This window comes from Synechococcus sp. CS-1328 (assembly GCF_025128095.1).
Classification (GTDB): Bacteria; Cyanobacteriota; Cyanobacteriia; order PCC-6307; family Cyanobiaceae; genus CBW1002.
The window spans coordinates 91,848-118,373 of sequence record NZ_JAHLYT010000045.1 but is presented as its reverse complement, the minus strand read 5'-3'; the positions used below and the strand labels follow the sequence as shown (position 1 = coordinate 118,373).

Here is a 26,526-nt window from a genome sequence, read left to right as displayed (position 1 = left end):
GCCCAGGCTGACGAGCGCAGGGCGGCGGCGCCATCCTGAACGTTCCAGCCTGCCTGCCCATGGCCATCCCCGGGAGCCGCAACCCGAGCCTCGCCCTGCATGCGGAGGCCCGCGCCAGGCGCCTGCTGCCGGAGCTGCAGCAACGCGGCCTGCGCCAGCTGGCGATCACCTTCGTGAATCACGGCGGCCTGCCCCTGGTCAAAGGGATCCCCCTGGCCCGGCTGCCGCAGGTGGCCGCCAGTGGGGTGGGCTTCTCGCCGGTGTCCGATGGCTTCGGTGCCACCGGCGGCATCGATGGCCTCCAGTCCCTGGCCCGGCCGGATGGGGACCTGCGGCTGATCCCGGATCTCGACAGCCTGGTGCTGCTGGATGTGGAGGCCGGCTGGGGCTGGCTGGCCGGCGATCGCTTCGAGCAGGACGGCAGTCCCTACGCGGCCGACCAGCGCAGTTTCTGCCGCCTCCAGAGCGAGGCGGCGGCAGCGGCGGGCCTAACGGTGAACGCCGGGTTCGAGATCGAGTGGGTGGTGGGCAGTCCCACCGGTGTGGCCGGCTACCTCAACCCCACGATCGGCGGCAGCCCCTATGGCGCCGACCGCCTGATCGAGGGGCTCGACTACCTCAGCGCCATCACCGCCGCCCTGGACGCCGCCGGCCTGCCCTGGCTCCAGATCCACCCGGAATACGGCGCCAGCCAGTTCGAACTGTCCCTGGCGGCGGCCGATCCGCTCCAGGCCGCCGACCAGCTGGTCTGCACGCGGCTGATCATCCAGCGGGTGAGTCTCCGTTTCGGTTGGCGGGCCTCCTTCAGCCCGATGGTGTCGTCGGAGCGGGTGGGTAACGGCGGCCACGTGCATCTCAGCCTCGAACAGGGCGGCGTGCCCCTGTTCAGCGGCGGCGACGGCCCGGGCGGCCTCACCACCCCAGGCCAGGGCGCCCTGGCAGCGCTGCTGGAGCGGCTGCCAGCCCTGCTGGCGATCACCTGCCCGCTGGCGATCTCCTACCGGCGCCTGGTGCCAGGGCGCTGGGCAGCACCCTTCCATGTCTGGGGGGTGGAAAACCGGGAAGCTGCCCTGCGGCTGATCCCGGGCAGCGCCGAGGAGAGCAGCCACCTGGAGCTGAAGGTGGTGGATGCCGCGGCCAATCCCTACCTGCTGCTGGGCGCCCTGATGGCGGTGATGGCCCATGGGATTGACCATCCCACCCCTCTGCCACCGCCCGTGGCCGGCGATCCCGCCCGCCAGTCGGTTGATCAGACCACTGCCGCTCCAGCCCGGCTGCCTCGCCAGCTGAGCGAAGCCGTGGAACATCTCCGCCGAGACAACCTGCTCGCGGGCGTGATGGGAGAGACCCTGCATCGCACGGTGATCGAAAGCCGCGAGGCGGAGCTGCGCCGCAGCGCCACGCTCTCGGAAGCGGACCTGATCGCCACCACCTGTTGGTGGCCACCAATCCAGGCCTGAGCTCAGCAGGCCACGTAGTCCTCGACCGCCTCACTGAGGCGGCGCAGCCCGGCCAGGGCATCGCGCTCCAGATTGCGGACCCGGTCGCGGCTGATCCCCAGGACCCGTCCGATGCCGGTGAGGCTCATCGGCTCCTCCACATCGATGCCGTAGCGCATCTTCAGCACCCGGCCCTGGATGACGGGCAGACGATCGATCAGGGCCCGCAGGTCACCGCGCAGGCACTCGCCATCCACCAGCTCTTCAGGAAGCACACCATCGCCGGCCAGCAGGTCGATCAGTTCGGTGTCCTCGCCATCGCCCACCTTGGTCTCGAGGCTCACGGGCTGGCGGGCACGGCAGAGCAGGTCCTTGACCTCGTCTTCCGGCAGTTCGACAAACACCGCCAGCTCGGTGACGCTGGGGGTGCGGCCCAGCTCCTGGCTGAGCTCCCGCTGCCCCTTCTTGAGCTTGTTGAGGGTTTCGGTGATGTGGATCGGCAGGCGGATCGTGCGGCTCTTCTCGGCAATCGCCCGGGTGATCCCCTGGCGGATCCACCAGTAGGCGTAGGTGGAGAACTTGTAACCGCGGGTGGGGTCGAATTTCTCGACACCGCGCACCAGGCCGATCGTGCCCTCCTGGATCAGATCCAGCAGTTCCATGTTCCGCTTGGTGTACTTCTTCGCCACACTCACCACCAGGCGCAGGTTGGCGGCCACCATCCGCTCCTTGGCGCGGCGGCCGTTGTGCAGCCGCCGCTTCAGCACAGCCGGATCCAGACCCGCCGCCTCGGCGAGCTGCAACTGGCTGGGCTTGCTGCCGAGGCTGCCCTCCAGATCGGTCTCGAGCTCCTCGAGCGCCATCAACTCCTGAACCTGGCGGCCGAAGGTGATCTCCTGCTCATGGGTGAGCAGCGGCACCCGGCCGATGTCGCGCAGGTAGGAGCGCACCAGATCGCCATCGACCGGAGCGGGGCGAGAGGCAGGACGACCGCCGGGCAAGGGCACCACCCTGGAAGCCGGGGCGTTTTCGAGCGAGAGGGCTACGGCCACGGCACAGAACTTCACGATCTGGTCAGCATAACCTGAAGAACTGTGAACTCCTCTCAGAAAAGGTCGGAGCTGCCGGTCGGATCGGAGCAAAAACCGCCCAGGCCCGATCAGGCAGCACCGTCAACCCGCTCAGCCCTGGCCCATCCAGCTCAGCAGCCAGGACGCGGTCTGCAGGTAGATGAACACGCCGGCCACGTCGGTGGCGGTGGTGATGAAAGGGGCCGACATCAGGGCCGGATCCAGCTTCAGTCGATCGAACAACAGCGGCAGGGCCGCGCCCGCCGTGGCGGCCAGGGTGGTGATTGCCAGCAGGCTGATCCCCACCGACAGACCCACCAGCGGTCCCTCGCCCCGCCACCAGGCCCAGGGCACCACCACCACCAGCATCAGCAGACCAAGCAAGGCGCCGGCAATGCCTTCGCGGACAATCGTGCGCCAGGGCCCCAGGCTCTGAATGCGCTGCGTGCTGAGGCCCCGGATCACCACGGTGGAGCTCTGGGCCCCCACGTTGCCGCCGGTGCCGATCAGCAGCGGGATGAAGGCTGCCAGCAGCACCACTTGGTGGAGCACCTTCCCCTGCATGGCAATCACTTCGGAGGTGAAGCCATTGGCCACCACCAGCACCGACAACCACACCACGCGGCGACGGGCCACGGTGAACAGGTTGCTCTGGAAGTAGTCGTCCTCATCGCCCGCCTGCACGGCGCCGGCGGCGTAGAGGTCCCGGGTGGCCTCCTGCTGGATCACGTCGATCACGTCGTCGACCGTGACGATCCCCACCAGCCGCTGTTCGCGGTCCACCACCGGCACGGCCAGAAAGTCGTAGCGCTGGATCGCCCGGGCCACCTCCTCCTGGTTGGTCTCGGTGGAGACGCTCACCACATCGCGGGTCATCACATCGCCGATGCGGTCGTCGGGATCGGCCGTCACCAGATCCCGCAGCGACAGGATGCCGGTGAGGTGCCGCGAGGCGTCGGTCACATAGAGGCTGTAGACGGTCTCGGTGTCGCGGGCGCGGCGACGCACGATGTTGAGCGCCTGAGCGGCGCTGTGGAATTCCTTGAGATCGATGAATTCGGTCGTCATCAGACGACCGGCCGTTTCCGGCTCATAGCCCAGCAGCTGAGCGGTGACACGCCGTTCGGCCGGGCTCAGTTCCACCAGCAGGCGGCGCACCACCTTGGCCGGCAGTTCGTCGAACAGCCGCACCCGATCATCGGGCGACATCTCCTCCACAAGCTCCAGCACCTCGCTGGAGCGCAGGCGCTCCAGCAGGCTCTGCTGCACGCTCGGATCGAGGTACTCGTACACCTCGATCGCTTCGTCCTTGGGCAGCAGGCGAAAGGCCAGGGCCTGCAGGGTCTGCGGCAGCAGCCCGATCGCCTCGGCCGCATCCACCTCCTGCACCGGCTGCAGCAACAGCTTGACGGCGTCGTAGTTGCCAGCCTCCAGCAGGCGCAGCAACTGCTGCGAGACCACGTCGGCCAGCGGAGTGCCGTTGGCCAACGTGGTGGTGACCGTTCCGCTGGCCTCGTTCATGGAGCGGAGGGCGCCGGTGCATCGAGTGTATGGGGCTAGCCGCTAGCGTCCGCCTCGATTCCTGCCGAGTTCAGACCCAGCCATGGCGATCACTGTGAAGGATGTGACGGTACGCACCGCCAACGGCGCTGAGCGGAGCCTGAGCGAGTGGAACGGCCAGGTGCTGCTGATCGTGAATGTGGCCAGCCGCTGCGGCTTCACGCGCCAGTACGCCGGTCTCCAGGCCCTGCAGGAGCAGTACGGGGCTCAGGGGTTTGCCGTCCTGGGCTTCCCCTGTAACGACTTTGGCGCCCAGGAGCCCGGCAGCCTGCCCGAGATCCAGCAGTTCTGTTCCACCACCTACGGCGCCAGCTTCGAGCTGTTCGACAAGGTGCACGCCACCGGCGCCAAGACCGAGCCCTACACCACCCTCACCCAGGCCGAACCCGCCGGTGATGTGGCCTGGAACTTCGAGAAGTTCCTGATCGGCAAGGACGGCACTGTGCTGGCCCGCTTCAAGAGCAACGTTGAACCGGATGCCGCTGAACTCACCGCCGCGGTCGAGACGGCCCTGGCGGCCTGAGTCAGGCGCGCCAGAGGCGGCGGCTGGTGGCCAGTCCCAGAGCGGCGGCCGCCACGCCGCCGGCCAGGCTCCCGAGCAACAGCAGCAGGGCAAGCCTGGGCTGAGCCGTCTGCAACAGCCGCACCAGGTCGAGCATCCAGCTGCTGAAGGTGGTGAGGGCTCCGCAGAAGCCGACCCCCAGAGCCAGCAGCAGAGTGGTGCGCCGCGGGATCGGTCCGCTCAGCAGGCCCAGCAGGAAGGAGCCCACCAGGTTGACCAGGACGTTGGTCCAGGCCGTCCCCCCCAGCCACGGACCCAGCTGCAGCCCCGCCTGCCAGCGCAACCAGGCTCCGGGCACCGCCCCCACCCCCACCAGCGCCAGTTCCCGCAGGGCGAAGCGAAGCCGGCGGCGGCGCAGCAGGTCGGGATCAGCCACCGATCACCAGACCCAGGGCCACCGCTGCCAGACCGGCCAGCAGCGAGGCGGCCGCCAGCAGCAACGCCTGCCGCGCCTGGCCGGACTGCAAGGCCTGCAGCAGTTCAACGCTGAAGCTGGAAAAGGTACTGAGACTTCCCAGAAAGCCCACGGTCAGCAGCAAAGCCAGCCGTGGCCCCGCCGGCCCGCAGCGCGCGTCCAGGGCAGTGAGCAGACCCAGCACGAAGCAGGCCACCACATTGACCCCGAAGGTGCCCCAATGACGCCGCGGCACCAGGGGCTGGAAGTGGTTCACCAGCCGGAAACGCAGCCAGGCTCCGGGCACCGCCCCAAGGGCCACCAGCAGGGCGTCTCGCATCAGCAGGCGACGAGGAGGCTCAGGCTCGTTCACCGCAGCCAACGTCTGTCAACCAGCCACAAGCCGATCCGCTCCTGACACGCAACCATCGCCGCCCACCCGAGCCCGACCAGATCCTCAGCACGTGCAGGGGTTGACCCACGGCCACCGTGGCCAGGGCCGGTGCACTCCGCTCAGGGGCAATGCGCAGCGACAGTACCGAAGACGACACCAAAGGTTCATCCAGCTGACGCCGTCGCACGGCGGGCACACTGCGCTCAGCTCCTCCCGCCGGCAAGCCCACCGGAGCAATCAGGGCGAAGCCCAGCAACACAGACCAACGCCAACCTGAAGATGCAGGGGGATGGATGATGTCAGCGCCCATTCAGATATCGAGCTGGGCGAGATCCAGCTCGGCGCTGTGGGTTTCGATGAATTCGCGGCGCGGGGCCACCTTGTCGCCCATCAGGATGGTGAAGATGCGATCGGCTTCGAGGGTATCTTCGATCTCCACCCGCTTCATCGTGCGCGTGACGGGGTCCATGGTGGTTTCCCAGAGCTGCTTGGGCATCATCTCGCCGAGGCCCTTGAAGCGCTGGATCGTGTAATTGGCCTTCTCACCAAAACCATCAATGGTCTTCCTGAGGTCGGCTTCGTTATAACAATAGGAATGCTTCTTGCCCCGTTCCACCTTGTAGAGTGGCGGGCAAGCAATGTAGATATAACCACCCTCGACCAGCGCCTTCTGATAGCGGTAGAAGAAGGTCAGCAGCAAGGTGCGGATGTGGGCGCCGTCTACATCGGCGTCGGTCATGATCACGATCCGGTGATAGCGCAGATTCTTTTCGTCGAAGTCTTCGCCTTTGATGCCGAGCCCCAGCGCCGTGATCAGGGCCTGGATTTCGGTGTTTTTGTAGATCTTGGCGTCGTCGGTCTTCTCGATGTTGAGGATCTTGCCCCGCAGCGGCAGGATCGCCTGGAATCGGCGGTCGCGGCCCTGCTTGGCCGAGCCACCAGCTGAATCCCCCTCAACGATATAGATCTCCGATTCGCTCGGATCGCGGGTGGAGCAGTCGGCCAGCTTGCCGGGCAGGGTGGAGCTCTCGAGCACGCTCTTGCGCCGCACCAACTCGCGAGCCCGCCGGGCCGCCTCGGCGGCATTGAAGGCCTGGATCGCCTTCTCCAGGATCAGATCGATCACGGCGGGATGAAATTCCAGGTATTGGCTCAGCTGCTCGCCCACCAGAGAATCGACAATGCCGCGCACCTCGGTGTTGCCGAGCTTGGTCTTGGTCTGGCCCTCGAATTCGGGTTCGGGCACCTTGACAGACAACACGGCCGTGAGCCCCTCGCGGATGTTCTCCCCGGCGAGGTTGGCGTCGGCATCCTTGCGTTTGCCGCGCTTCTTGGCAAAGGTGTTGAGGGTGCGGGTCAGCACCGTCTTGAGGCCCTCGATGTGGGTGCCCCCATCAACGGTGCGGATGTTGTTGGCGAAGCCGAGGATGCTGTCGGAGTAGGCATCCACGCACCACTGCAGGGCCGCTTCAACCTGAACGCCTTCCTTTTCAGCGTTGACGTAAATGATGTCGGGATGGAGCGGATCCTTGCCGGCATTCATGTAAGCGACGTACTCCTTGATGCCGCCTTCGTAGAAGTAAATTTCCTCATGGGCGGCATCGTCTGCGCCCCGGGCCGTGGCCCGCTCGTCTCGGAAGACAATCCGCACGCCGCCGTTGAGGTAGGCCAGCTCCCGCAGACGAGCCGACAGGGTGGCGTAGTCGAAGACGATGCCGGTGGAGAAGATCTGCAGGTCGGGAAGAAAACGCACCGAGGTGCCGGTGCGGCCTTCCTCGCCGGGCTCGGACCGGAGCGAACCGATCGGGTTGCCGCGCTCGAAGCGTTGGCGGTGCACCTGATTCTGGCGAAACACCGTCACTTCCACCCATTCACTCAGGGCGTTCACCACCGACACGCCAACGCCGTGCAGGCCGCCGGACACCTTGTAACCACCGGAGCCGAACTTGCCGCCGGCGTGGAGCACGGTGAGCACCGTTTCCAGGGCACTCTTGCCGGTGCGGGGATGGATATCGGTTGGGATGCCGCGGCCGTTGTCGGTCACCGCGCAGGAGCCATCCTCATGCAGCACCACCAGGATCTCGGTGCAGTGCCCAGCCAGGGCCTCATCGACCGAGTTATCCACCACCTCATAGACAAGGTGGTGCAGGCCCCGCGGACCGGTGGTACCGATGTACATACCCGGCCGCTTGCGCACCGGCTCCAGGCCTTCCAGCACCTGGATCTGCTCGGCGCCGTAGGCGGCCTGGACTTTGGTGGCGTCGCTCATGCGGTTGGGTGTCCCCAGGGAGTGGGCACAGGACGGCGAGATCCCGGGGCAGAAAGGCGCGGAAGCCCTGCTCAGGCCTTGCCGCGGCAGGCAATCTATCACCGGCTTCCTGCAGGGGCTCTCAGCCGCTTCTGCGGTCCGATTTGAACCAGGGATGCAGAGTGACCCTGGTTGCCCACTTCCGCCGTGCCCCTCGCGCCCGCCGGTGCCGCCGCCGGGGACCCACGCCCCCTGGTGATCGTGCTGCTCGGCCCCACCGCCAGCGGCAAGACAGACCTGGCGATTGAGCTGGCCGAACACTTCGATCTGGCCGTGCTGTCGGTGGATTCGCGCCAGCTCTATGCCGAGATGGACCTGGGCACCGCCAAGCCCACAGCGGAGCAGCGGCGGCGGGTGCGCCATGAGCTGCTCGATCTGCGGCGCCCCGACCAACCGATCAACCTGCAGGAGTTCCGCGTTCTGGCCCTGGAGGCCATCGCCCAGGAGCACGCCCGCCGCGGCGTGGCCCTGCTGGTGGGGGGCAGCGGCCTCTATCTCCAGGCCCTCACCCAGGGGCTGGAACCGCCGCGGGTGCCGCCCCAGCCCGCCCTGCGGGCCCAGCTCACCGCCCTGGGCCAGCCCACCTGCCACCAGCTCCTGAGCCAGGCCGATCCGGAGGCCGCAGCCCGCATCGCCCCGGCCGACGCGGTGCGCACCCAGCGCGCCCTGGAGGTGCTCTACGCCAGTGGCCGGCCCCTCGCCAGCCAGCAGAGCCGCAACCCACCCCCCTGGCGCGTGCTGGAACTGGGCCTCAATCCGGCCGACCTGCATCAGCGCATCGCCCGCCGCACCGGCCTGATCTACGAGGCCGGTCTGGTGAGCGAAACCGAACGGCTGATCGGGCGCTACGGCAGCACTCTGCCCCTGCTGGACACGATCGGCTATGGCGAGGCGCGCAGCCTGCTGCAGGGCAGCCTGAGCGAGGCGGAGGCCCGCGCCCTCACCGAGCAACGCACCCGTCAGTTCGCCAAGCGGCAGCACACCTGGTTCCGGCGCCAGCACCAGCCCCACTGGCTGGGCCAAGCCGATCAGGCTGGTGATCTCCCGCAACAGGCCAGACAGACGATCGCGGCCGTTCTAAGGTGAAGGCCTGCAGACCCTGAGCTGTCCTCAGGTGTCCAAGCCAGCAAACCTTCGCCCCTCTGAATGCCTCCCCGTCCCCGTTTTGACCGCCGTGCTCCCGTCCGGGAGCTGCCCAACATCAACGACCGGATCAATTACCCCAATCTGAGGGTGGTCGATGCCGACGGCAGTCAGCTGGGGGTGATCACGCGGGAGGCGGCCCTGGCGGTGGCCGTGGATCGGGAACTGGATCTGGTGCTGGTGAGCGAGAAGGCCGATCCTCCGGTCTGCCGGATCATGGACTACGGCAAGTTCAAATTCGAGCAGGAAAAAAAGGCCAAGGAAGCCAAGAAGAAATCGCATCAGACCGAAGTCAAAGAGGTCAAGATGCGTTACAAGATCGATTCGCACGACTACCAAGTGCGGATCGGTCAGGCCCTGCGGTTCCTCAAGGCCGGCGACAAGGTCAAGTGCACGGTGATCTTCCGCGGCCGCGAGATCCAGCACACCGCCCTGGCGGAGCAGTTGCTGTTCCGGATGGCCAAAGACCTGGAGGAAATGGCCGAGATCCAGCAGTCTCCCAAGCGGGAGGGCCGCAACATGATCATGTTCCTGACGCCGCGCAAGCAGGCCGTCGCCAAGACGGGCGGCGGCGGCGCCAGCCCCAAACCGAAGGCGGAGATCAGCAAGCCCGAGAAGACGGAAGCCAGGGTGATCGAATCCAGGGTGCAAGCCACCGCCGGCTGAAACCCCTGACTCAGAGGCTCGCCGCGAAGAACTCCAGCAGGGCAGCCCAACCGATGGCAGCCGCGTCGGCGTTGTAGTCGACGCGGGCGTCGCACATGAAGCCATGGCCGGCCTCCACCTCCAGATAGCGGTGTCGGGCCTCAGGCGATCCGTCAGCGCTGAGCCGATTGGCCGCGTTGGCCGCCTCCAGGGCGGAGCGAATCGCGGCCGCATCGGCCGGCGGGATCAGTGGATCCTGGCGCCCACACACGCACAGCAGCCGGCCCGGAATCCGCTCCACCTCGCTGAGGCTGGGGGGACCGCCACCGGGGCGGCCGCTGGCCACGCCGGCGCCATAGAAATCCGCTGTGGCGGTAATGGCCGGCAGGGTTGCGCTCAGCAGGGCGGCATGGCCGCCGAAGCAGAAGCCCACACAGCCCAGCCCCACGGACTGCCCCGCAGACGCGCTGAGGCCCTGGGCCTCCAGCTGCCCAGCCAGCCAGGCGGTGGCCACCGCGCCATCGGCAAGGATCTGGGCGGTGGTGGTCTGGTCCTTGTGGTGTCTCCCCTCCACCAGGCTGGCGGTGTCGTAAGGGAGATCCAGCTCCGGCGCCGTGCGGGAGAACAGGGGCATCGCCAGGGCGGCATAGCCCTCGGCCGCCAGACGGCCCGCCGTGCCGCGCACCCAGCCATTCACACCGAACACCTCCGGCAACACCAGCACTCCACCCCGGCAGTACCCGCCCCTGGCCGGTTCCCACCAGCAGCGCAGGCCTGTGGGAGCCACTGCAGCGGCGGCCGCGACCGGGATCGTCACCCAGCCGGCAGCATCCGGAGCAGCAGGGGCCGGAGCGGGGGTGGCATCGGAAGCCATGGCAGCAGGAAGCGCAGCCGCCATTGTGCGGTCGCCCCAACGGCAGAACCGGACCAGACCGGCACATGACCGTATGCCAACGGGACAATTGTCACGGGGGGGTTTGATCCTTAGGGTGGCCGGCGAAAGCTCTGTCCCCTCCGGCGTGCGATTCCACATTCAGCAGGAAAGCGACATCCCGGCGTCGACCCAGCTCTACAACCAGATCTGTTTCGCGATCGCGGCACGCCATTACCCCCCCGGCCACCGCTTACCCAGTACCCGCCAGCTGGCGATGCAGACCGGCCTGCACCGCAACACGATCAGCAAGGTCTACCGCCAGCTCGAGAACGACGGCGTGGTGGAGGCCATGGCCGGCTCTGGCATCTACGTGCGCGACCAGCAGAACCCGCGCGAGATCCGCCTGCCCCCCGGCCCGCGCCAGAAGGCCCTGCCGGACATCGACCGGGAGGTGCGGCAGGGCGTGGATGGGTTGCTCAACGCCGGTTGCACCCTGCAGCAGGCCCGCGATCTGTTCACCCGCGAGATCGACTGGCGGCTGCGCTGCGGCGCCCGGGTGCTGGTGAGCACCCCCCGGGAAGACATCGGTGCCTCCCACCTGATCGCTGAGGAACTGGCCCCCAACCTGGAGGTGCCGGTGGAGGTGGTGCCGATGGAGGAGCTGGAATCGGTGCTGGAGAGCTCCAACAACGGCACGGTGGTGACCAGCCGCTATTTCCTGCAGCCGGTGGAGGAGATCGCCAAACGCCACGGCGTGCGGGCGGTGCCGGTGGACCTCAACGACTTCCGCCACGAACTCAACCTGCTCAAGGAGCTGCGGGCCGGCAGCTGCGTGGGCCTGGTCAGCATCAGCCCAGGGATCCTCAGGGCCGCCGAGGTGATCCTGCACAGCATGCGCGGCAATGAACTGCTGGTGATGACCGCCAATCCCGACACCGGCAGCCGCCTGCTGGCCCTGCTACGCGCCGCCAGCCACGTGCTCTGCGACCGACCCAGCCTGCCGCTGGTGGAACAGACTCTGCGCCAGAACCGGGCCCAGCTGATGCGGCTGCCGGTGGTGCACTGCGCCCAGAGCTACCTGGGCACTGCCACGATCGATCAGCTGCGCAAGGAGATCGGCCTGCTGTCTGCTGCAGCATGATCGCTGCCGCCGCATGATCTCCGCATGCTGAACGCGATCCGGGCCGATCTGGCGATCATCAAGGAACGGGATCCGGCCGCCCGCGGCACCCTGGAGATCCTGCTCTGCTACCCCGGCTTCCACGCCCTGGTGCTGCACCGCCTCAGCCACCGGCTCTGGGGGATGGGGGTTCCCTTGCTGCCGAGGCTGCTCAGCCAGCTCTCGCGCCTGCTCACCGGCGTGGAGATCCACCCCGGTGCCCGCATCGGCCGGGGCGTGTTCATCGACCACGGCATGGGCGTGGTGATCGGCGAAACCAGCGTGGTGGGCCACAACTGCCTGCTGTATCAGGGCGTGACCCTGGGGGGCACCGGCAAGGAGCACGGCAAGCGCCATCCCACCCTGGAGAACAACGTGGTGGTGGGGGCCGGCGCCAAGGTGCTCGGGGCGATCACGGTGGGGGCCAACACCCGCATCGGCGCTGGGTCGGTGGTGCTGCGCAGCGTGGAGCCCAACTGCACCGTCGTGGGCATCCCCGGCCGGGTGGTGCATCAATCCGGCGTTCGCATCGACCCGCTGGCCCACTCGGCCCTGCCGGACACCGAAGCGCGCGTGATTCGCAACCTGATGGAGCGCATCGACACGCTCGAGAATGAACTGGCGCGGCTGCAGGCCTGCCTGCGGGAGGTGGCAGCCGGCCGCCCCCTGCAGGAACCCTGCAGCGGCTTGTCCCAGAATCTGATGGACCGGGAAATCCTGGAATTTCTTGGCGACGAGTCTGGGTGAACGGCAACGCGTAACCTGCCGCGATGGATGGCGGCTGGCAACAACGGATCACCCCGCGATTCTGGCGTGCCCTGTGGAAACAGCGGGAGCTGGCCTGGCGCCTGACGTTGCGTGAAGTCCAGGGGCGCTATCGCGGCTCGGTGCTGGGCTGGGGATGGAGCTTTCTGACGCCGTTGCTGATGCTGGCCGTCTACACCTTCGTGTTTTCCGAGGTGTTCCAGGCGCGCTGGGGGGATCTGGAGCAGGCCGGCCCACTCGGTTTCGCGATCAACCTGTTCGCCGGGCTGATCGTGTTCAATCTCTTCTCAGAAAGCGCCACCAAGGCCCCCGGGCTGATCCTCGAGAATGCCAATCTGGTCACCAAGGTGATCTTTCCCCTCGAGATTCTGGCTGCCGTGAGCGTGGCCACGGCCTGTTTCCATGCTCTGACCAGCCTGGTGGTGCTGGCCCTGTTCGAGCTGGTGGCCCAGGGGGCGATTCCGCCCACCCTGCTGTGGCTGCCCCTGATCTGGCTGCCCCTGGTGAGCGGCTGCCTGGCCCTGAGCTGGCTGCTCTCGGCACTGGGGGTCTACGTGCGCGATCTCGGTCAGGTGCTGGGCACCGTGGTGAGCATGCTGATGTTTCTGAGCGCGGTGTTTTATCCCCTCAGCGCCCTGCCGTTGCGCTGGCAGCCCCTGCTGCGCCTCAACCCGCTGGTGGCGGTGATCGAGCAGACCCGCGATGTGGCCATCAAGGGCCTGCCCCCTTCCGCCAGCTACCTGGTGATCGGCACCGCCCTGGGCCTGCTGGCCTGTGAGCTCAGCTTCCGCCTGTTCCAGAAGGCGCGGCGCGGCTTCGCTGACGTGCTCTGACTCCCATGACCTCCAGACCACAGACCCCCAGTACAGAGGTTCCGATGACGCAGCCGGCTGACGCGGTCGTGGCCGAGGGGATCAGCAAGTGTTACCACATCTACGACCACCCCCGCGACCGGCTGCTGCAGGCCTTCTGGGGGAGCACTCGTCAGCTCTACAGGCCGTTCTGGGCTCTGCAGGAGGTGAGCTTCCGCCTGGCCCGCGGCCAGACCCTGGGGGTGGTGGGCCGCAACGGCTCCGGCAAGAGCACCCTGCTGCAGCTGCTCTGCGGCACCCTCACCCCCACCAGCGGCACGGTGCAGGTGCGCGGGCGACTGGGGGCACTGCTGGAGCTGGGCAGCGGCTTCAACCCGGAATTCAGCGGCCTTGAGAACGTCTACCTCAACGCCTCCGTGCTGGGGCTGAGCCGGGTCGAAACCGACGAACGGCTGGACCGCATCCTCGGCTTCGCCGACATCGGCGATTTCCTCAATCAACCGGTGAAGACCTACTCCAGCGGCATGGCCGTACGGCTGGCTTTCGCGGTGCAGGCCCATGTGGATCCAGACGTGCTGGTGGTGGATGAGGCCCTGGCGGTAGGCGATGAGCTGTTCCAGAAGAAGTGCTATGCCCACCTCGAGCGGCTCAAGGAGAACGGCACCTCGGTGTTGCTGGTGACTCACAGTTGCCCCCAGATTCTTCAGCACTGCGACCGGGCCCTGCTGCTGCACAAGGGCCGCGCCCGCCGGCTGGATGAGCCGGCGCGGATCACCGTGCTGTATCAGCGCCTGATCACGGCCAGCGATGCCGAATGGGACGCCGTGCTGGCTCCCCCTCTCGCCCAAACCCTGCAGGCAGCCACCGCCAAGCCCAACACCGAAAACGCATTCGAGACAACAGGCCTCCCCAAGGCGGCCGGATTGATCGACAACACGGACGCCACGATCGCCAACCCCGAGCCCGAAAGCGGCCCTGGCCCGCTTGAGGCCTGGTTCGATGCGTCCCTGCAGCCCCAGAGCACCGAGGTGTATCCCAGCCATGGCGCCCGCATCACCGAGGCCTGGTTCGAGACCCTGGAGGGCCAGCGCGCCAACGTGCTGCCCTTCGGCGAAGGCTTTGCCCTCTGCTTCGACTACGCCGCCGACACCGACCTAGAGGGGGTGTGCTTCGCCTGCCACCTGGCCAGCCACACCGGCCAACGGATCAGTGGCCAGATGTACCCTGAGCACCCCAACCAGCCCTCCCTCAGCGGCAGCACCAGCTATCCCACTGGACATCACTGGAGCCTGCGATTTAGTTTTCAGGGGGGCCTCTGGCCTGGGCTTTACTTTGCCGGGGGAGGGATCCTCACCCACCATCGTCAAGGGCGCAGTTTCATTCACCGAGTCGTGGATTACCGCGCCCTGCGGGTCGTGGAGGCTGAGCAGGTCCAGGTGATCGGGGCCTGCAGCCTGCAGCTGGCTCCGCCGGAGCTCATGACTGACGAACCAGTGCGGCCATCAGAAGCCTCGTCATTACACGCTCCGTAACGATGCCAAGAGCTCAGAGAAGCAGGGGACTTGAGCTCAACCTCAACCAAGGAAAAGCAGCCTCTGCGTCAAACCAAGAATGGCAGATAGCGGCGCTGACGATCCAGCATCACCAACGCAATCCAGATGCCAGCCAGATTCACAGCAAGGATCAGAAACGACTGCCCTGCCTTGAACTCGCCCTCAATCAACGCATGACGAAAAGGGCTCAGGAGCCGATAGAAAGGATTAAAATCAGCCATCCAGACCAAGGAGCCGAGATTCTTCCTTTGATAAAGAATAGGCGACACCAGGAAAAGCAACTGCAAGGCAATTGGCACGAGCTGGAAGAGGTCGCGATAGCGAGCGCCGATCAGGCAAATAATCAAGGGGACCCAATAGATAAAAAGCAAAAGATTCAGCATCGGCAGCAAGCCAACGCGAAAAAAATGCAGATAGAGCGTCGGCTGAAAAACAGATAAAGCCAGCAAGACCAGCCCAAACGACTGAACGAACGTTTGGACCTGAAATGCCCACTCTTCCAGAGTGTAGAAAATAGGGTTTATGTTGGTATTCTTCAAACGCCCAGCATTGTACTCAAAGAGGCTGGGGGCCGAGCCTATTGCCGCCGCAATTGCATTCCAGATCACGAGGCCAGTGCCAAGATAGACGACATATCGGCTGAAATCCTGAACCCCGAAAACAGTGCCATAGACAATCGCCAAGGCAGCGATTGAAAACAGGTTCGAAAGCCCCAACCAGAAGCCCCCTAGCGCCGTTCGAGCAAACCTGGCCTTGGTGCGCGCTGTGGCGGTAAACCACCAAGCCCTGCGAGAGGACCAGGCGTATCGCAACGACTTAGAAACAACGTTCATGGTAGAAAGCCAAGGCTTCCTCAAGGGGTGCATCACAAGCAATCCTCCCTTGGTCGAAGACCAGTCCTCGCGTACAGAACTGGCGCAACAGACCATCAGAGTGGCTGGCAAGCAACAAGGTTCCGGCGGCGTCAATGAACTCTTCCATGCGCCGCTGGGCCCTTCCAAAGAAGCTGGCATCGCCGGCACCAAACCCCTCATCCAGCGCTAGGCAATCATGCTGCGATGCAGTCAGCATCGAGAACAGCAATCGCGCACTCATCCCCTCGCTATATCCCTTCATGGGCAAATGGATGAAATCCCCCAGCCCAGAGAAATCAAGCACATCCTCCAGAAAAGCCTCAAAGCCTCGTAGATTGCCATGCATCAATAGATAATGTCCCTTTGCGGCGTGGACACCGCTGAGATCGGGGCTGGTAATGAAATTCTTCTGGATCATTGGGAACACTGGGCAATGGGCACGGAAAGTGCCACTGCTGGGCTGATAAATACCCGAGACCAGCCTGAGGAAAGTGGACTTGCCGGCACCGTTGTGACCAATCAATGCAACCCTCTCGCCATGAGAGATCATGCAGCTGATACCACGAAGGGCTTCAATCTCTGCCCCAGAGCCTGCCTTGCGCAGTGCACCGCCAGTCACGGAACGAATCAAGGCCTTTTTCAGGCTACGGGTTTCCGTGGTATGGACGGGGATACGCAACCACACATCATGCAGCTCCAACACCGGTGATACCGTATCGGCCATCGCAACAGGGACCACGGCAATGTTGCCATCAGGATCAGCACTCATGCGAGAATTCGCCCGCCACAAAAGACAAGAACAATCAGTGATTGCAATCGCTGAGGCGACACAAGCTGCATGGCTACCCTGCCGAACTCAGGCCGTCACCGAAGACGCCGGGGCCGGCTGACGCGGCTGGAACATGAACATGGAGTAGATCACGTTGCGACGCATCTGGGTCATCATCTCCAGGAACATGTCGTAGCCCTCGTTCTTGTATTCGATCAGCGGATCCTTCTGGCCGTAGCCGCGCAGACCCACCGATTCGCGCAGCGCATCCATCGCCTGCAGATGCTCGCGCCAGAGCGTATCGATCTGCTGGAGAATGAAGAAGCGCTCAGCATCACGCATCAAACCGGCGTTCTGCTGCTCGATCTGGCCTTCCTTGAGATCGTAGGCATTGCGCATCTGCTCCTGCAGGAAGGCCTTGAGCTCCTCCATCGAGAGTCCCTGCACATCCTTGGGCTGCAGATCCTCGAGCAGATAGATGAATTCCTTCACCTTGCCCACCAGGCGCTCCAGATCCCATTCCTCGGGCGGCAGATCGGGGTTGACGTAGGCCTCCACGATGTCGTCGATCGTGCGTTCGCCGTAGCCGATCACCTGCTGCTTGAGCTCGCGGCCCTCGAGTACACGGCGGCGCTCGGCATAGACGGCCTTGCGCTGATTATTCATCACTTCATCATATTCGAACACCTGCTTGCGGATGTCGTAGTAATAGGTTTCCACCTTCTTCTGAGCCCCCTCCAGCGAGCGGTTGAGCATGCCGGATTCGATCGGCATATCTTCCTCCACCCGGAAGGCATTCATCAGGCCAGCCACCCGATCGCCACCGAAGATCCGCAGCAGGTTGTCTTCCAGCGACAGGAAGAAGCGGGTGCTGCCGGGGTCTCCCTGCCGACCCGCCCGGCCGCGCAGCTGGTTGTCCACCCGGCGCGATTCATGCCGTTCGGTGCCGACCACATGCAGGCCGCCGGCCTCGCGCACCCGCTGCTCCTCCTGCTTCACCACCGCGTCGTACTCCGCCTTCACCTGGGCGATCCGTTCGCGCAGCAGCTGGATGCTGGGGTCGTCGGTGGGGGCCTTCTCGGCCGCCTGGGCGATGCGATCCTCCAGCTCCAGCACCGTGAGGGCCCGATCTCCCCAGGTCGCCACCAGCTCCTTCACCAGTACGGAGAGGTCGGATTCGGTATCGGGGCTGAGTTCGCAGGGATAGAGGCTGCCGATCGCCCGGGCTTCGCTCGGGGCCTGGAACGCATCACCACCCGCTCCTTGGCCGCCACCACCACTCGCACCGCTGCCACCGAAACCGCCGCCACCGTCGGCGGAGCGCTGCAGGGGCACCGGCGGCCGATGCCCCTCCTCGGGGCGCACAAGCCGGGGCAGCAGCACCTCCCGCAGCTTGAGGCGGGCCATGTAATCGCTGTTGCCGCCCAGGATGATGTCCGTACCGCGGCCGGCCATGTTGGTGGCGATGGTCACGGCGCCGGCACGACCGGCCTGGGCCACGATCTCCGCCTCCCGCTCCACGTTCTCGGGCTTGGCGTTGAGCAGGTTGTGGGGGATCTGCTGTTCGGCCAGCAGGGCGCTGAGCAATTCAGACTTCTCCACGCTGGTGGTACCCACCAGCACAGGGCGACCGGCCTTGTGGATCTCGGCGGTTTCCAGGGCCACGGCCCGCCACTTGGCGGTTTCGGTCTTGTACACCTGATCGGTCCAGTCGGCCCGGGAGCGGGGCCGGTTGGTGGGCACGATCGTGACCTCCAACTTGTAGGTCTTCTCGAACTCCACCTCCTCGGTCTTGGCGGTGCCGGTCATGCCCGCCAGGCGCGGATAGAGCAGGAAGAAGTTCTGATAGGTGATCGAGGCCAGGGTCTGGGTTTCGGGCTGGATCGGCAGCTGCTCCTTGGCCTCAATCGCCTGGTGCAGACCATCACTCCAGCGGCGGCCCGGCATCACCCGGCCGGTGAATTCATCAACGATCACGGCATCCTCGCCGCGCACGATGTAGTTGACATCCTTGACGAACAGTTCCTTCGCCTTCAGCGCATTGTTGATGAAATGCGCCCAGGGGTCAGCAGGATCAAACAGATCGCTCACGCCGAGGACCTGCTCGGCCTTGGCGTAGCCCTCATCGGTGAGGGTCACGTTGCGCTGCTTCTCATCCACCTCATAGTCACCTTCCGGGTCAATGCCGTCTTTGCCCAGCTCAGCGGCACGCTCCAGCTGGGCGGCCACTTCGGAGGCACTGCGGTATTTCTCCTGCGGACGCTCGATTTGACCGGAGATGATCAGGGGCGTGCGGGCTTCATCAACCAGGATCGAGTCGACTTCGTCGATCACGCAGTAGTGAAAGTCGCGCTGCACCACCTCGGCGATGTCGTTCGCCATGTTGTCGCGCAGATAATCGAAGCCCAGCTCCGAGTTGGTGGCGTAGGTGATGTCGCAGTTGTAGTTGCGTCGCCGCTCGGTGGGGGCCATCTCCTGCTGGATCAGGCCCACGCTCAGCCCGAGGAAGCGGTGGATCTGCCCCATCCACTCGGCGTCGCGCCGGGCCAGGTAGTCGTTCACGGTCACCACGTGCACGCCGCGGCCGGTGAGGGCATTGAGGTAAGCCGGCAGGGTGGCCACCAGGGTTTTGCCCTCGCCGGTCTTCATCTCGGCGATCGTGCCGTCGTGCAGCACCATGCCGCCGATCAGCTGCACATCGAAGTGGCGCATGCCGAGCACGCGCTTGCCCGCTTCCCGCACCACGGCGAAGGCCTGGGGCAACAGCTCATCGAGCAGCTTGCGTTCCCGGGCGGCAACGGCCTCGGCGGAGCCGCCGGCGCCGCGGGCGGTCTCCAGCTTCTGGCGGAATTCGGCCGTCAGGCCCCGGAGATCGTCGTCGGAGAGGGGAGCCACCTCCTCTTCCAGCAGATTGATGTCAGAAACAATCGGCTGGTAACGCTTCAGCTTGCGGGCATTGGGATCACCCAGCAGCAGCTTGAGCATGGGAAGGCCGACTGGTTGAATCGGTCACCCTATCACCGCGGGCCGGCCACTGCGATCCACAAAAGCCAGATGCCGCAAGGGATCTGGCGACATGGCCCGCCGGCCGAATCGCTGGCGTGCCGGCGCAGACCTGCCGCCGCAGCACGGGAGCCGCCAGGCCGGAGGCGAGGATTTGCCCAAACCCGTGCAACCTGCCTTGTGCGCCGTCGCCCCATCCCCCGCTGAGGCCGCGGCCATCCGCCTGATCCGCCACGGTCCCCTGGTCCTGCGCCTGCGCTGGCGGCTGGAGGCCCTGCGGCAGCTGTTTGACCAGCACAGCTTCTGGGCCTGCCACCGCCGGCCCCGCCAGCTCGCCCGGATGCTGGGCCAGAGCCAGGCGGTGGTGAGCGCCTGGCGCGGCCAGGAGCTGGTGGGGTTCGGCCGCGCCACCAGCGACGGTGTGTTCCGCGCCGTGCTCTGGGACGTGGTGGTGGCCACCGAACATCAGGGCCTGGGTCTGGGCCGGCGCATCGTCGAGGAGCTGCTGCTCTGCTCTGCGGTTCGCCAGGCCGAGCGCGTCTATCTGATGACGACCAACAGCGCCGGCTTCTACCGGCGGCTCGGATTCGACGCCAGCCACAGCCAGCATCTGCTGGTGTGGCACCGGGATCACCGGCAAGCGCCCCACTGAAAGATCAGCTCAAATCAAGCGGATGAAGAGATTCGAACTCTCGACCCTCTCCTTGGCAAGGAGATGCTCTACCACTGAGCTACATCCGCGCTTCGGCTGCGTCGCCGACCCAGTGAGCATGCACCACCGCCGGGCCCTTGGTCAATCCGGCGGGCACCTGTCAGAAGTGGCAGCGACCTGGCGCTCCTAGGGTGGTTCGAATGAACGATGCGCCTCTCCCCATCGACCCGGCGGCCCTGCAGCTGCTGCAGCGCAACAACCTGCTGCGCTCGCTCGTACAGCGCCTCGTGGTGGAAGAAGCCGTGGGCAACGAGCCCCTCAGCCTGGAGGAGCAGCAACAGGCCCTGCAGGCCTTCCACCAGCAGGCCGGCCTTCAGAACGAAGCCGCGCGGGATGAGTACCTCAAGGTTCAGGGCTTACGGCCTGAGGATCTGGTGCACCAGGCCGAGCTGCCGCTGCGGATGCGCCGCTATTGCCAGGAGCACTACGGTCCCAAGGCCGAAGCCCACTTCCTCACCCGCAAGAACCAGCTGGATCGGGTGGTGTACAGCCTGCTGCGGGTACGGGATGGCTTCCTGGCCCGGGAGCTCTACTTGCGCATCGCTGCCCGCGAGGCCAACTTCGCCGACCTGGCCGGCCAGTACTCCGAAGGCCCGGAAAAAGCCACCAAGGGCGTGGTGGGACCGGTGCCGCTCACCCAGGCCCATCCGCAGCTGGCGGAACGGCTGCGCACCAGCCCTCCCGGCCTGCTGCTGGAGCCCTTCGCCATCGCCGAGTGGTGGCTGGTGGTGCGGCTGGAGAGTTACACCCCCGCCAGCTTCGATGCGGCCATAGCCCAGCAGATGGCCGCGGAGCTGATGGATCAATGGGTGCAGCAGGAGACCACGCGTAAGATCGGCGCACTTTGCAATCAGGACGAGGGCGTCCCATCGGTTCCAGCATGACCCAGGCGCCCATCGCACCCGTTCTCGCCCATCCGGCTTTCGCAGGACTGGGAGCTGCATCCCGTCGCCGCCTGGAGGCGGAGGTGGAGGTGCTGCGCTTCCGCCCGGGGCAGACCCTGGTGGATGGCCAGGTGCTGCCAGCCCATGTCTATCTGCTGCTGCAGGGGGAGTGCCGCCTGCTGGGCCGAGAGCGCGGCCGGCTCGACACCCTGGCCAAGCTCGGCCCTGGAAACCTGGTGGGCTTGCCTTCGCTGCTGCGGGCGGCTTCCTGCGAAGACGTGACGTCCGCCGGTGATGTGATCGCCGCCCGGATCAGCGACGAGCTGGTGGTGGAGCTTTATAAGAACGAGACCAGCTTCCGTCAGTGGTGCGACAGCACCCTGTGGCCCGCCGAGGTGGCGGCCCTGCTGATGGCGATCCAGAACCGCCAGGCCCAGAGCGACCTCTCGATGCAGCGGGTGCTGGGTCCAGCGGTGCAGCAGGCCCGGCTGGTGGATGCCGCCTGCCTGGCCCAAACCCAGCCTGAAGAGCACGCCGATCCACGGGTGGTGCTGCTGGCCAGCGCCAACACCGCAGACGGTGAGATCGGCAAGGTGCTGAGCGCCGGGACAGCAGCACCGGTGGCGCGCCCACCCTTCAGCCTGCGACTGATCAGCCTGCCCGCCTCCCTGCTGGAGGAGAGCGGCGTTGCCAAACAGCAAACCAGCCCAGCCACCAGCTCATCGGCCCTGGCCCTGGCACCGGAACTGCCGACCGGCAGCCACCTCGATCTGGGCCAGGACAATCCGCTCGAAGGCTTCCGCCTTATCGAGGGCAAGGGTCCGGTGGAGTCGACCCTGGCCTGCTTCCAGATGCTGGCCCGCCAGCTGAAGCTGCCCTTCCGCCGCGACGCGATCGACAAGGTGCTGCGCGACAGCCTGCGCCGCGGCCAGGCGCCGAACCTGCAGCTCTGCGGCCAGCTGGGCGCCAGCCTGGGCCTGCATGTGATCGCCGCCCGCGTGCCCGCCTCGATGGGCACCCGCCTGCAGGTGCCCTCTCTCCTTCCTTGGGAGGGTGGCTTCGCGGTGGCGATCGCCAGCAACGGCCGCGGCCTCACCCTGGCCTCACCGGAACAGGGGCGGGTGCAGCTCAGCCCCGAACAGCTCGAGCAGCTGTTCCCCGAGGGCATCGAGCTGCTGGTGATGGAGCGCTCCACGATGACGCCGGAGCAGCGCTTCGGGCCGGAGTGGTTCCTGCCGGCGCTGACGCGCTATCGCGGCGTGCTGATGCAGGTGCTGCTGGCCTCGTTCGTGGTGCAGCTGTTCACCCTGGCCAACCCGCTGCTGATCCAGGTGATCATCGACAAGGTGATCAGCCAGCGCAGCCTCGACACCCTGCAGGTGCTCGGCTTCGCCCTGGTGGTGGTGACCCTGCTGGAGGGCGTGCTGGGCAGCCTGCGCACCTTCCTGTTCACCGAAACCACCAACCGGATCGACCAACGCCTCGGCGCTGAGGTGATCGATCACCTGCTGCGGCTGCCGCTGCACTATTTCGACCAACGCCCGGTGGGTGAACTCGGCTCCCGCCTGGCCGAACTGGAAAAGATCCGCGGCTTCCTCACCGGCCAGGCGCTCACCACGATCCTCGATGCGGCCTTCTCGCTGATCTACATCGTGGTGATGGCGATCTACAGCTGGCTGCTCACCCTGGTGGCCCTGGTGGTGCTGCCGATCCAGATCGGCCTCACCCTGCTGGGGGCACCGCTGTTCCGCCGCCAGTTCCGCCAGGCCGCCGAAGAAAACGCCCGCACCCAGAGCCATCTGGTGGAGGTGCTCACCGGCATCCAGACGGTGAAAGCCCAGAACGTGGAGATGGTGAGCCGCTGGAAGTGGCAGGAGCGCTACGGCCAGTACATCGCCCGCACCTTCGAAAAAACGATCACCGGCACGGCCCTGAACGAAACGGGCCAGGTGCTGCAGAAGCTCTCGCAGCTGATGGTGCTCTGGGTGGGGGCCTCGCTGGTGCTCAAGGGCGAGCTCACCCTGGGCCAGCTGATCGCCTTCCGGATCATCAGCAGTTACGTGACCCAGCCGCTGCTGCGCCTCTCGAACATCTGGCAGAACATCCAGGAGCTGCGGGTGAGCTTCGAGCGGCTGGCCGATGTGATCGACACGCCGCAGGAGTCCGACGAAGCCGACCAGGCCAAGATCCCCCTGCCGCCCCTGGATGGCGATGTGACCTTCGAGGATGTGACCTTCAGCTTCCAGCCCGGCACACCGCCGGTGCTGAAGCACATCGATCTGCACATCGCCCAGGGCACCTTTGTGGGGATCGTGGGCCAGAGCGGCAGTGGCAAGAGCACCTTGATGAAATTGCTGCCCCGCCTCTACCGGCCCGATTCGGGCCGGGTGCTGATCGATCAATACGACATCGACAAGGTGGAGCTCTATTCGCTGCGCCGCCAGATCGGCATCGTGCCGCAGGATCCGCTGCTGTTTTCCGGCACGGTGGCTGAAAACATCGCCCTCACCCAGCCGGATGCGGACACCGAGCAGATCGTGCGAGCCGCCCGGATCGCCTGCGCCCACGATTTCATCATGGAGCTGCCGGGTGGCTACAGCACCTCGGTGGGCGAACGAGGTGGTTCGCTCAGCGGCGGCCAGCGCCAGCGGATCGCCATCGCCCGCACCCTGCTCAGCAACCCGAAGCTGCTGGTGATGGATGAGGCCACCAGCGCCCTGGATTACGAAACCGAGCGGCGGGTGTGCGACAACCTGATCGACACCCTGCACGACCGCACGGTCTTCTTCATCACCCACCGTCTCTCGACGATCCGGCGGGCCCATCGCATCGTGATGCTGCATCAGGGCGCGGTGGTGGAAACCGGCACCCATGAGGAACTCATCGACCTGCGCGGCCGCTACTACGCCTTGTATTGCCAGCAGGAGGCGGGCTGATGAATTTGCTGCGCAAGGCCCAGACCGCCATCGAGCAACGGGTGGCCGTTCCCAACCACGACGAAACCGTGCTGCAGCAAAGCCGCCACTGGATGCGGCTCACCCTCTGGAGCCTGATGGGCACGGCCGCCTTCGGCGTGGGCTGGCTGGCCTTAGCCCAGACCGAGGAGATCGTGGTGGCCAAGGGCAAGCTGGAGCCGATCGGAGCGGTGAAGGAGGTGCAGATGCCGGTGGGGGGCATCGCCTCGAAGATCCTGGTGAAAGACGGCGACCAAGTGAAGGCCGGCCAGATCCTGATGCAGCTCGATACCGAAACCAGCGCTCAGAACCAGAAATCCCTGCAGCAGGCCCAGAAGCAGAAACGGGATCAACTGCTGCGCAAAGAAGAGCAACTGACCCTGAAAGACAAGGAACTGGCCCGTTACCTGGAGATGAATGGCGAGGAGGTCAACATGCTCGAGCAGAATCTGGCCCTCGAGAAGGAAATCCTCAGCCGTTTCGAGCGCCTGGCCAAAGAAGGTGCCTCGGCGGAGCTGCAATACCTGCAGCAGCGCAACAAGGTGCAGGAAACCCAGGGCCGCCTGATGCAGACCCGGGTTGACCGGCTGCGCCAGAAGGCGATCCTCGAGCAGGGCATGGAGCAGCTGCAGGGGGAGGTCTCTGGTCTGCGCGGCGAACTGGCCGACCTACAGGGCCGGCTCACCGAGGCAACGGTGACCCTGCGCTACCAGGCGCTGCGCTCCCCGGTGAACGGGGTGGTGTTTGATCTCAAACCCACTGCCGTTGGCTACGCGGCCCAGAGCGCCGCCACCGTGATGAAGATCGTGCCGTTCGACAAGCTCCAGGCCAATGTGGAAATCGACACCAACGACATCGGCTTCGTGCGGGTCGGCATGCCGGCTGACCTCAACATCGACTCCTTCCCCGCCACCGATTTCGGCGTTCTGGAAGGAAGCGTGAAGCGGGTGGGGTCCGATGCCCTCGCCCCGGACCCCCAGAAGCAACGGGAGCTGTATCGGTTTCCCGCCACAATCCAACTGGCCAGCCAGCAGCTCAAACTCAAGAGCGGCCGCCAGCTGCCCCTGCAGGTGGGCATGAGCCTGACGGCCCACATCAAGCTGCGGAAAGTCACCTACCTGCAGCTGCTGCTCAGCGACTTTAAGGACAAGGCCGATTCTCTGCGACGTATCTGATTCTTGCTAGTCTTAGACTGGGTGGACTCAAGCGGGCTATCTTTTCTCATCGGTCTCGGCTGTTGGCGCTGTGACTGTCAGGGTCCTGGCACAGAGCCGTCCCCCCTCTCTTGACCTGCGCTGGGGCGGGCTCCTACTGTAGTCGGGAGTCCTCTTCATTCAGGAACCTTGGCTTTCACAACCATCCCAGGTGCCGGACAGATCGACTTCATCGGTACGGATGAAGTGGATGCTCTGGTTGCCGTCAACATTGACCAGCCTTCTTTCGTCGGTGGACGCAAGGCTGGCGATTCCATCACCTACATTCAAGTTGCAACTGGCGTCACCCGCAACGCAACTGTTCAAGGCGGCGAAGGGGCCGACCTCCTTGCCACCTTTGCCATCTCGGCAGACAGCATTTTCAACGGCAACAAGGGCGATGACACCATTAACATCAATGGCATCGTCACCAACACCTTGATCGCTGGTGGTGATGGCAACGACACCTTCACCCCGCCGGCCAGCATGGTGTCCAGCACCCTGAATGGCAACTTGGGTAACGACACGATTGCCATTGCCGCTCCGGTAGCAAGCAGCAACATTCTGGGTGGACAAGGCAACGACACCTTGACCGTAACTCCTTTCGTTGGCGGTGCTGCCTACAGCAACTCAAGCATCAATGGTAACGATGGTACTGACACTATTACCATCACCAGCGCCGCTACCGACACCTTTGCCAACGTCACCTTCTTCGGCGGCCAAGGCGGCGACACCATCAATGCTGCTGCAGGTGTGAATGGTGGAAGTGGCGAAGGCTTTACCCTCAGCGGCGACAAGGCCAACGACAACGTCATCGGCTCTGCCGGCAAGGACACCATTTACCTTGGGGAAGGCGACGACACTGCTGTTGGGAATGCCGGCAACGACACCATCTGGGGCGGTGTCGGCAATGACAACATTTCCGGCGGTACTGGTACCAATCGGATGTTGGGCGGCGATGGTGCTGACGAGTATGCTGTCAGTGCTGGCACTGACACCTACGTGATCGAAGCTATCAGCAACTCCGCTGCTACCACCAGCGGAACCACTAGGGGCTTCGACTCTTACGCCGCTGCCGGCTCCTTCGTTACCGGCACTGATAAGCTTAATATCACTGCAGTATCCTCAGCTCTCGCTGGTGGTGCCGTTAGCGGTGCTACAGGCTTCTTCACCAATGCCGTTGCAGTGGCCACTGCCGCTGACTTTGGTGCCCTGAAGACCGCCCTTGATGCCGCCGCCATCGTGGGTTCCACCACTGGCACCATCCAGATCACCAACGTGACGGTTGCTGCCGGCGCAATGACTGGCACCTACCTCTGGATCAACGACAACCAGTCCGCCTACAACGTCGGAGACTTGATGTTCAAGACCGCGGCAGCCGGTCAAATCGCCTTTGGAGATATTACAATCGTCTGATTCCCTATCTGATTTGGTACCATCAAAAGGGTCCCTTCGGGGACCCTTTTTCTTTTGGCTTGT

At 65.3% G+C, this 26,526-nt stretch carries 22 protein-coding genes and 1 tRNA gene; 13 read left to right on the top strand and 10 right to left on the bottom strand.

Annotated features, from left to right (window positions below):
- The first annotated feature begins 59 nt into the window (after nt 1-59).
- Nucleotides 60-1,460, top strand: a complete 1,401-nt coding sequence (locus KQ310_RS07595) for a glutamine synthetase family protein (RefSeq protein WP_259721160.1) — start codon at nt 60-62, stop codon at nt 1,458-1,460.
- 2 nt (nt 1,461-1,462) lie between these two features.
- Here the strand turns inward: KQ310_RS07595 and KQ310_RS07590 are convergent, their stop codons facing one another.
- Nucleotides 1,463-2,449, bottom strand: coding sequence for an RpoD/SigA family RNA polymerase sigma factor (locus KQ310_RS07590; protein WP_311134722.1), 987 nt, complete (start codon nt 2,447-2,449; stop codon nt 1,463-1,465).
- Nucleotides 2,450-2,620: 171 nt separating this feature from the next.
- On the bottom strand, nt 2,621-4,030 hold the full coding sequence (gene mgtE / locus KQ310_RS07585) for a magnesium transporter (RefSeq protein WP_259721159.1): 1,410 nt from the start codon (nt 4,028-4,030) through the stop codon (nt 2,621-2,623).
- 82 nt (nt 4,031-4,112) lie between these two features.
- Between mgtE and KQ310_RS07580 the strand changes: the two genes are divergently transcribed.
- The gene (locus KQ310_RS07580; RefSeq protein ID WP_311134720.1) at nt 4,113-4,592 is read left to right on the top strand and encodes a glutathione peroxidase; all 480 of its coding nucleotides are present in this window, start codon (nt 4,113-4,115) and stop codon (nt 4,590-4,592) included.
- Between the two features lies 1 nt (nt 4,593).
- On the opposite strand, the gene KQ310_RS07575 is transcribed toward KQ310_RS07580, so the two are convergent.
- The 3 genes from KQ310_RS07575 to gyrB all read right to left on the bottom strand — a co-directional run bounded on the left by KQ310_RS07575 (nt 4,594) and on the right by gyrB (nt 7,688).
- A complete protein-coding gene (locus tag KQ310_RS07575) occupies nt 4,594-5,007 on the bottom strand; it encodes a CrcB family protein (protein WP_259721158.1) in 414 nt (137 codons plus the stop codon).
- A complete protein-coding gene (gene crcB, locus KQ310_RS07570) occupies nt 5,000-5,365 on the bottom strand; it encodes a fluoride efflux transporter CrcB (RefSeq protein ID WP_259721157.1) in 366 nt (121 codons plus the stop codon). Before crcB ends, KQ310_RS07575 begins: the two co-directional genes overlap by 8 nt.
- Nucleotides 5,366-5,729: 364 nt before the next feature.
- Nucleotides 5,730-7,688 (bottom strand): DNA topoisomerase (ATP-hydrolyzing) subunit B, encoded by a 1,959-nt coding sequence (gene gyrB / locus KQ310_RS07565; RefSeq protein ID WP_259721156.1) that lies wholly within the window; start codon nt 7,686-7,688, stop codon nt 5,730-5,732.
- A gap of 186 nt (nt 7,689-7,874) precedes the next feature.
- On the opposite strand from gyrB, the gene miaA reads away from it, so the two are divergent.
- A complete protein-coding gene (gene miaA, locus KQ310_RS07560) occupies nt 7,875-8,813 on the top strand; it encodes a tRNA (adenosine(37)-N6)-dimethylallyltransferase MiaA (RefSeq protein WP_259721155.1) in 939 nt (312 codons plus the stop codon).
- Nucleotides 8,814-8,873: 60 nt separating this feature from the next.
- Entirely contained in the window at nt 8,874-9,536 is a 663-nt protein-coding gene (gene infC / locus KQ310_RS07555; RefSeq protein ID WP_311134718.1) for a translation initiation factor IF-3, read from the top strand.
- A 10-nt stretch (nt 9,537-9,546) separates the two neighbouring features.
- On the opposite strand, the gene KQ310_RS07550 is transcribed toward infC, so the two are convergent.
- Nucleotides 9,547-10,389 (bottom strand): dienelactone hydrolase family protein, encoded by an 843-nt coding sequence (locus KQ310_RS07550; RefSeq protein WP_259721154.1) that lies wholly within the window; start codon nt 10,387-10,389, stop codon nt 9,547-9,549.
- A 145-nt stretch (nt 10,390-10,534) separates the two neighbouring features.
- Between KQ310_RS07550 and KQ310_RS07545 the strand changes: the two genes are divergently transcribed.
- From KQ310_RS07545 to KQ310_RS07530, 4 genes are read left to right on the top strand one after another with little or no spacing between them, the layout of a single operon-like run.
- Nucleotides 10,535-11,530 carry a GntR family transcriptional regulator gene (locus KQ310_RS07545; protein WP_259721183.1) on the top strand — a complete coding sequence of 332 codons (996 nt, stop codon included), beginning with the start codon at nt 10,535-10,537 and terminating at the stop codon, nt 11,528-11,530.
- 24 nt (nt 11,531-11,554) lie between these two features.
- Nucleotides 11,555-12,295: a serine O-acetyltransferase gene (gene cysE / locus KQ310_RS07540; protein WP_259721153.1), complete on the top strand. Its 741-nt coding sequence runs from the start codon at nt 11,555-11,557 to the stop codon at nt 12,293-12,295.
- Between the two features lie 23 nt (nt 12,296-12,318).
- Nucleotides 12,319-13,146: an ABC transporter permease gene (locus tag KQ310_RS07535; protein WP_259721152.1), complete on the top strand. Its 828-nt coding sequence runs from the start codon at nt 12,319-12,321 to the stop codon at nt 13,144-13,146.
- Between the two features lie 44 nt (nt 13,147-13,190).
- Nucleotides 13,191-14,657 carry an ABC transporter ATP-binding protein gene (locus KQ310_RS07530; protein WP_259721151.1) on the top strand — a complete coding sequence of 489 codons (1,467 nt, stop codon included), beginning with the start codon at nt 13,191-13,193 and terminating at the stop codon, nt 14,655-14,657.
- A gap of 68 nt (nt 14,658-14,725) precedes the next feature.
- On the opposite strand, the gene KQ310_RS07525 is transcribed toward KQ310_RS07530, so the two are convergent.
- The 3 genes from KQ310_RS07525 to secA all read right to left on the bottom strand — a co-directional run bounded on the left by KQ310_RS07525 (nt 14,726) and on the right by secA (nt 19,286).
- Nucleotides 14,726-15,511, bottom strand: a complete 786-nt coding sequence (locus tag KQ310_RS07525) for an ABC transporter permease (protein ID WP_259721150.1) — start codon at nt 15,509-15,511, stop codon at nt 14,726-14,728.
- The gene (locus KQ310_RS07520) at nt 15,495-16,301 is read right to left on the bottom strand and encodes an ABC transporter ATP-binding protein (protein ID WP_259721149.1); all 807 of its coding nucleotides are present in this window, start codon (nt 16,299-16,301) and stop codon (nt 15,495-15,497) included. The genes KQ310_RS07525 and KQ310_RS07520 overlap by 17 nt, the downstream gene beginning before the upstream one ends.
- Before the next feature lie 87 nt (nt 16,302-16,388).
- Entirely contained in the window at nt 16,389-19,286 is a 2,898-nt protein-coding gene (gene secA / locus KQ310_RS07515) for a preprotein translocase subunit SecA (protein WP_259721148.1), read from the bottom strand.
- A 91-nt stretch (nt 19,287-19,377) separates the two neighbouring features.
- On the opposite strand from secA, the gene KQ310_RS07510 reads away from it, so the two are divergent.
- Nucleotides 19,378-19,956, top strand: coding sequence for a GNAT family N-acetyltransferase (locus KQ310_RS07510; protein WP_259721147.1), 579 nt, complete (start codon nt 19,378-19,380; stop codon nt 19,954-19,956).
- 17 nt (nt 19,957-19,973) lie between these two features.
- Here the strand turns inward: KQ310_RS07510 and KQ310_RS07505 are convergent.
- Nucleotides 19,974-20,045, bottom strand: a tRNA-Gly gene (locus KQ310_RS07505).
- Nucleotides 20,046-20,156: 111 nt separating this feature from the next.
- On the opposite strand from KQ310_RS07505, the gene KQ310_RS07500 reads away from it, so the two are divergent.
- The 4 genes from KQ310_RS07500 (at nt 20,157) to KQ310_RS07485 (ending at nt 26,463) form a co-directional block, all read left to right on the top strand.
- On the top strand, nt 20,157-20,900 hold the full coding sequence (locus KQ310_RS07500; RefSeq protein WP_259721146.1) for a peptidylprolyl isomerase: 744 nt from the start codon (nt 20,157-20,159) through the stop codon (nt 20,898-20,900).
- Nucleotides 20,897-23,836, top strand: a complete 2,940-nt coding sequence (locus KQ310_RS07495; protein ID WP_259721145.1) for a peptidase domain-containing ABC transporter — start codon at nt 20,897-20,899, stop codon at nt 23,834-23,836. Before KQ310_RS07500 ends, KQ310_RS07495 begins: the two co-directional genes overlap by 4 nt.
- Nucleotides 23,836-25,029: an HlyD family efflux transporter periplasmic adaptor subunit gene (locus KQ310_RS07490; RefSeq protein WP_259721144.1), complete on the top strand. Its 1,194-nt coding sequence runs from the start codon at nt 23,836-23,838 to the stop codon at nt 25,027-25,029. The genes KQ310_RS07495 and KQ310_RS07490 overlap by 1 nt, the downstream gene beginning before the upstream one ends.
- Nucleotides 25,030-25,197: 168 nt before the next feature.
- Nucleotides 25,198-26,463, top strand: coding sequence for a calcium-binding protein (locus KQ310_RS07485; protein WP_259721143.1), 1,266 nt, complete (start codon nt 25,198-25,200; stop codon nt 26,461-26,463).
- The last annotated feature ends 63 nt before the right edge of the window (nt 26,464-26,526 follow it).

Excerpts from the sequence above, each read along its gene's own strand:
- KQ310_RS07490 (WP_259721144.1), top strand. The coding sequence starts at position 23,836 with ATGAATTTGCTGCGCAAGGCCCAGACCGCCATCGAGCAACGGGTGGCC.
- KQ310_RS07520 (WP_259721149.1), bottom strand. The coding sequence starts at position 16,301 with ATGAGTGCTGATCCTGATGGCAACATTGCCGTGGTCCCTGTTGCGATG.
- KQ310_RS07510 (WP_259721147.1), top strand. The coding sequence starts at position 19,378 with ATGGCCCGCCGGCCGAATCGCTGGCGTGCCGGCGCAGACCTGCCGCCG.
- mgtE (WP_259721159.1), bottom strand. The coding sequence starts at position 4,030 with ATGAACGAGGCCAGCGGAACGGTCACCACCACGTTGGCCAACGGCACT.
- KQ310_RS07535 (WP_259721152.1), top strand. The coding sequence starts at position 12,319 with ATGGATGGCGGCTGGCAACAACGGATCACCCCGCGATTCTGGCGTGCC.
- cysE (WP_259721153.1), top strand. The coding sequence starts at position 11,555 with ATGCTGAACGCGATCCGGGCCGATCTGGCGATCATCAAGGAACGGGAT.
- KQ310_RS07595 (WP_259721160.1), top strand. The coding sequence starts at position 60 with ATGGCCATCCCCGGGAGCCGCAACCCGAGCCTCGCCCTGCATGCGGAG.
- infC (WP_311134718.1), top strand. The coding sequence starts at position 8,874 with ATGCCTCCCCGTCCCCGTTTTGACCGCCGTGCTCCCGTCCGGGAGCTG.
- secA (WP_259721148.1), bottom strand. The coding sequence starts at position 19,286 with ATGCTCAAGCTGCTGCTGGGTGATCCCAATGCCCGCAAGCTGAAGCGT.
- crcB (WP_259721157.1), bottom strand. The coding sequence starts at position 5,365 with ATGCGAGACGCCCTGCTGGTGGCCCTTGGGGCGGTGCCCGGAGCCTGG.
- KQ310_RS07530 (WP_259721151.1), top strand. The coding sequence starts at position 13,191 with ATGACGCAGCCGGCTGACGCGGTCGTGGCCGAGGGGATCAGCAAGTGT.
- gyrB (WP_259721156.1), bottom strand. The coding sequence starts at position 7,688 with ATGAGCGACGCCACCAAAGTCCAGGCCGCCTACGGCGCCGAGCAGATC.
- KQ310_RS07580 (WP_311134720.1), top strand. The coding sequence starts at position 4,113 with ATGGCGATCACTGTGAAGGATGTGACGGTACGCACCGCCAACGGCGCT.
- KQ310_RS07525 (WP_259721150.1), bottom strand. The coding sequence starts at position 15,511 with ATGAACGTTGTTTCTAAGTCGTTGCGATACGCCTGGTCCTCTCGCAGG.
- KQ310_RS07495 (WP_259721145.1), top strand. The coding sequence starts at position 20,897 with ATGACCCAGGCGCCCATCGCACCCGTTCTCGCCCATCCGGCTTTCGCA.
- KQ310_RS07550 (WP_259721154.1), bottom strand. The coding sequence starts at position 10,389 with ATGGCTTCCGATGCCACCCCCGCTCCGGCCCCTGCTGCTCCGGATGCT.
- KQ310_RS07500 (WP_259721146.1), top strand. The coding sequence starts at position 20,157 with ATGAACGATGCGCCTCTCCCCATCGACCCGGCGGCCCTGCAGCTGCTG.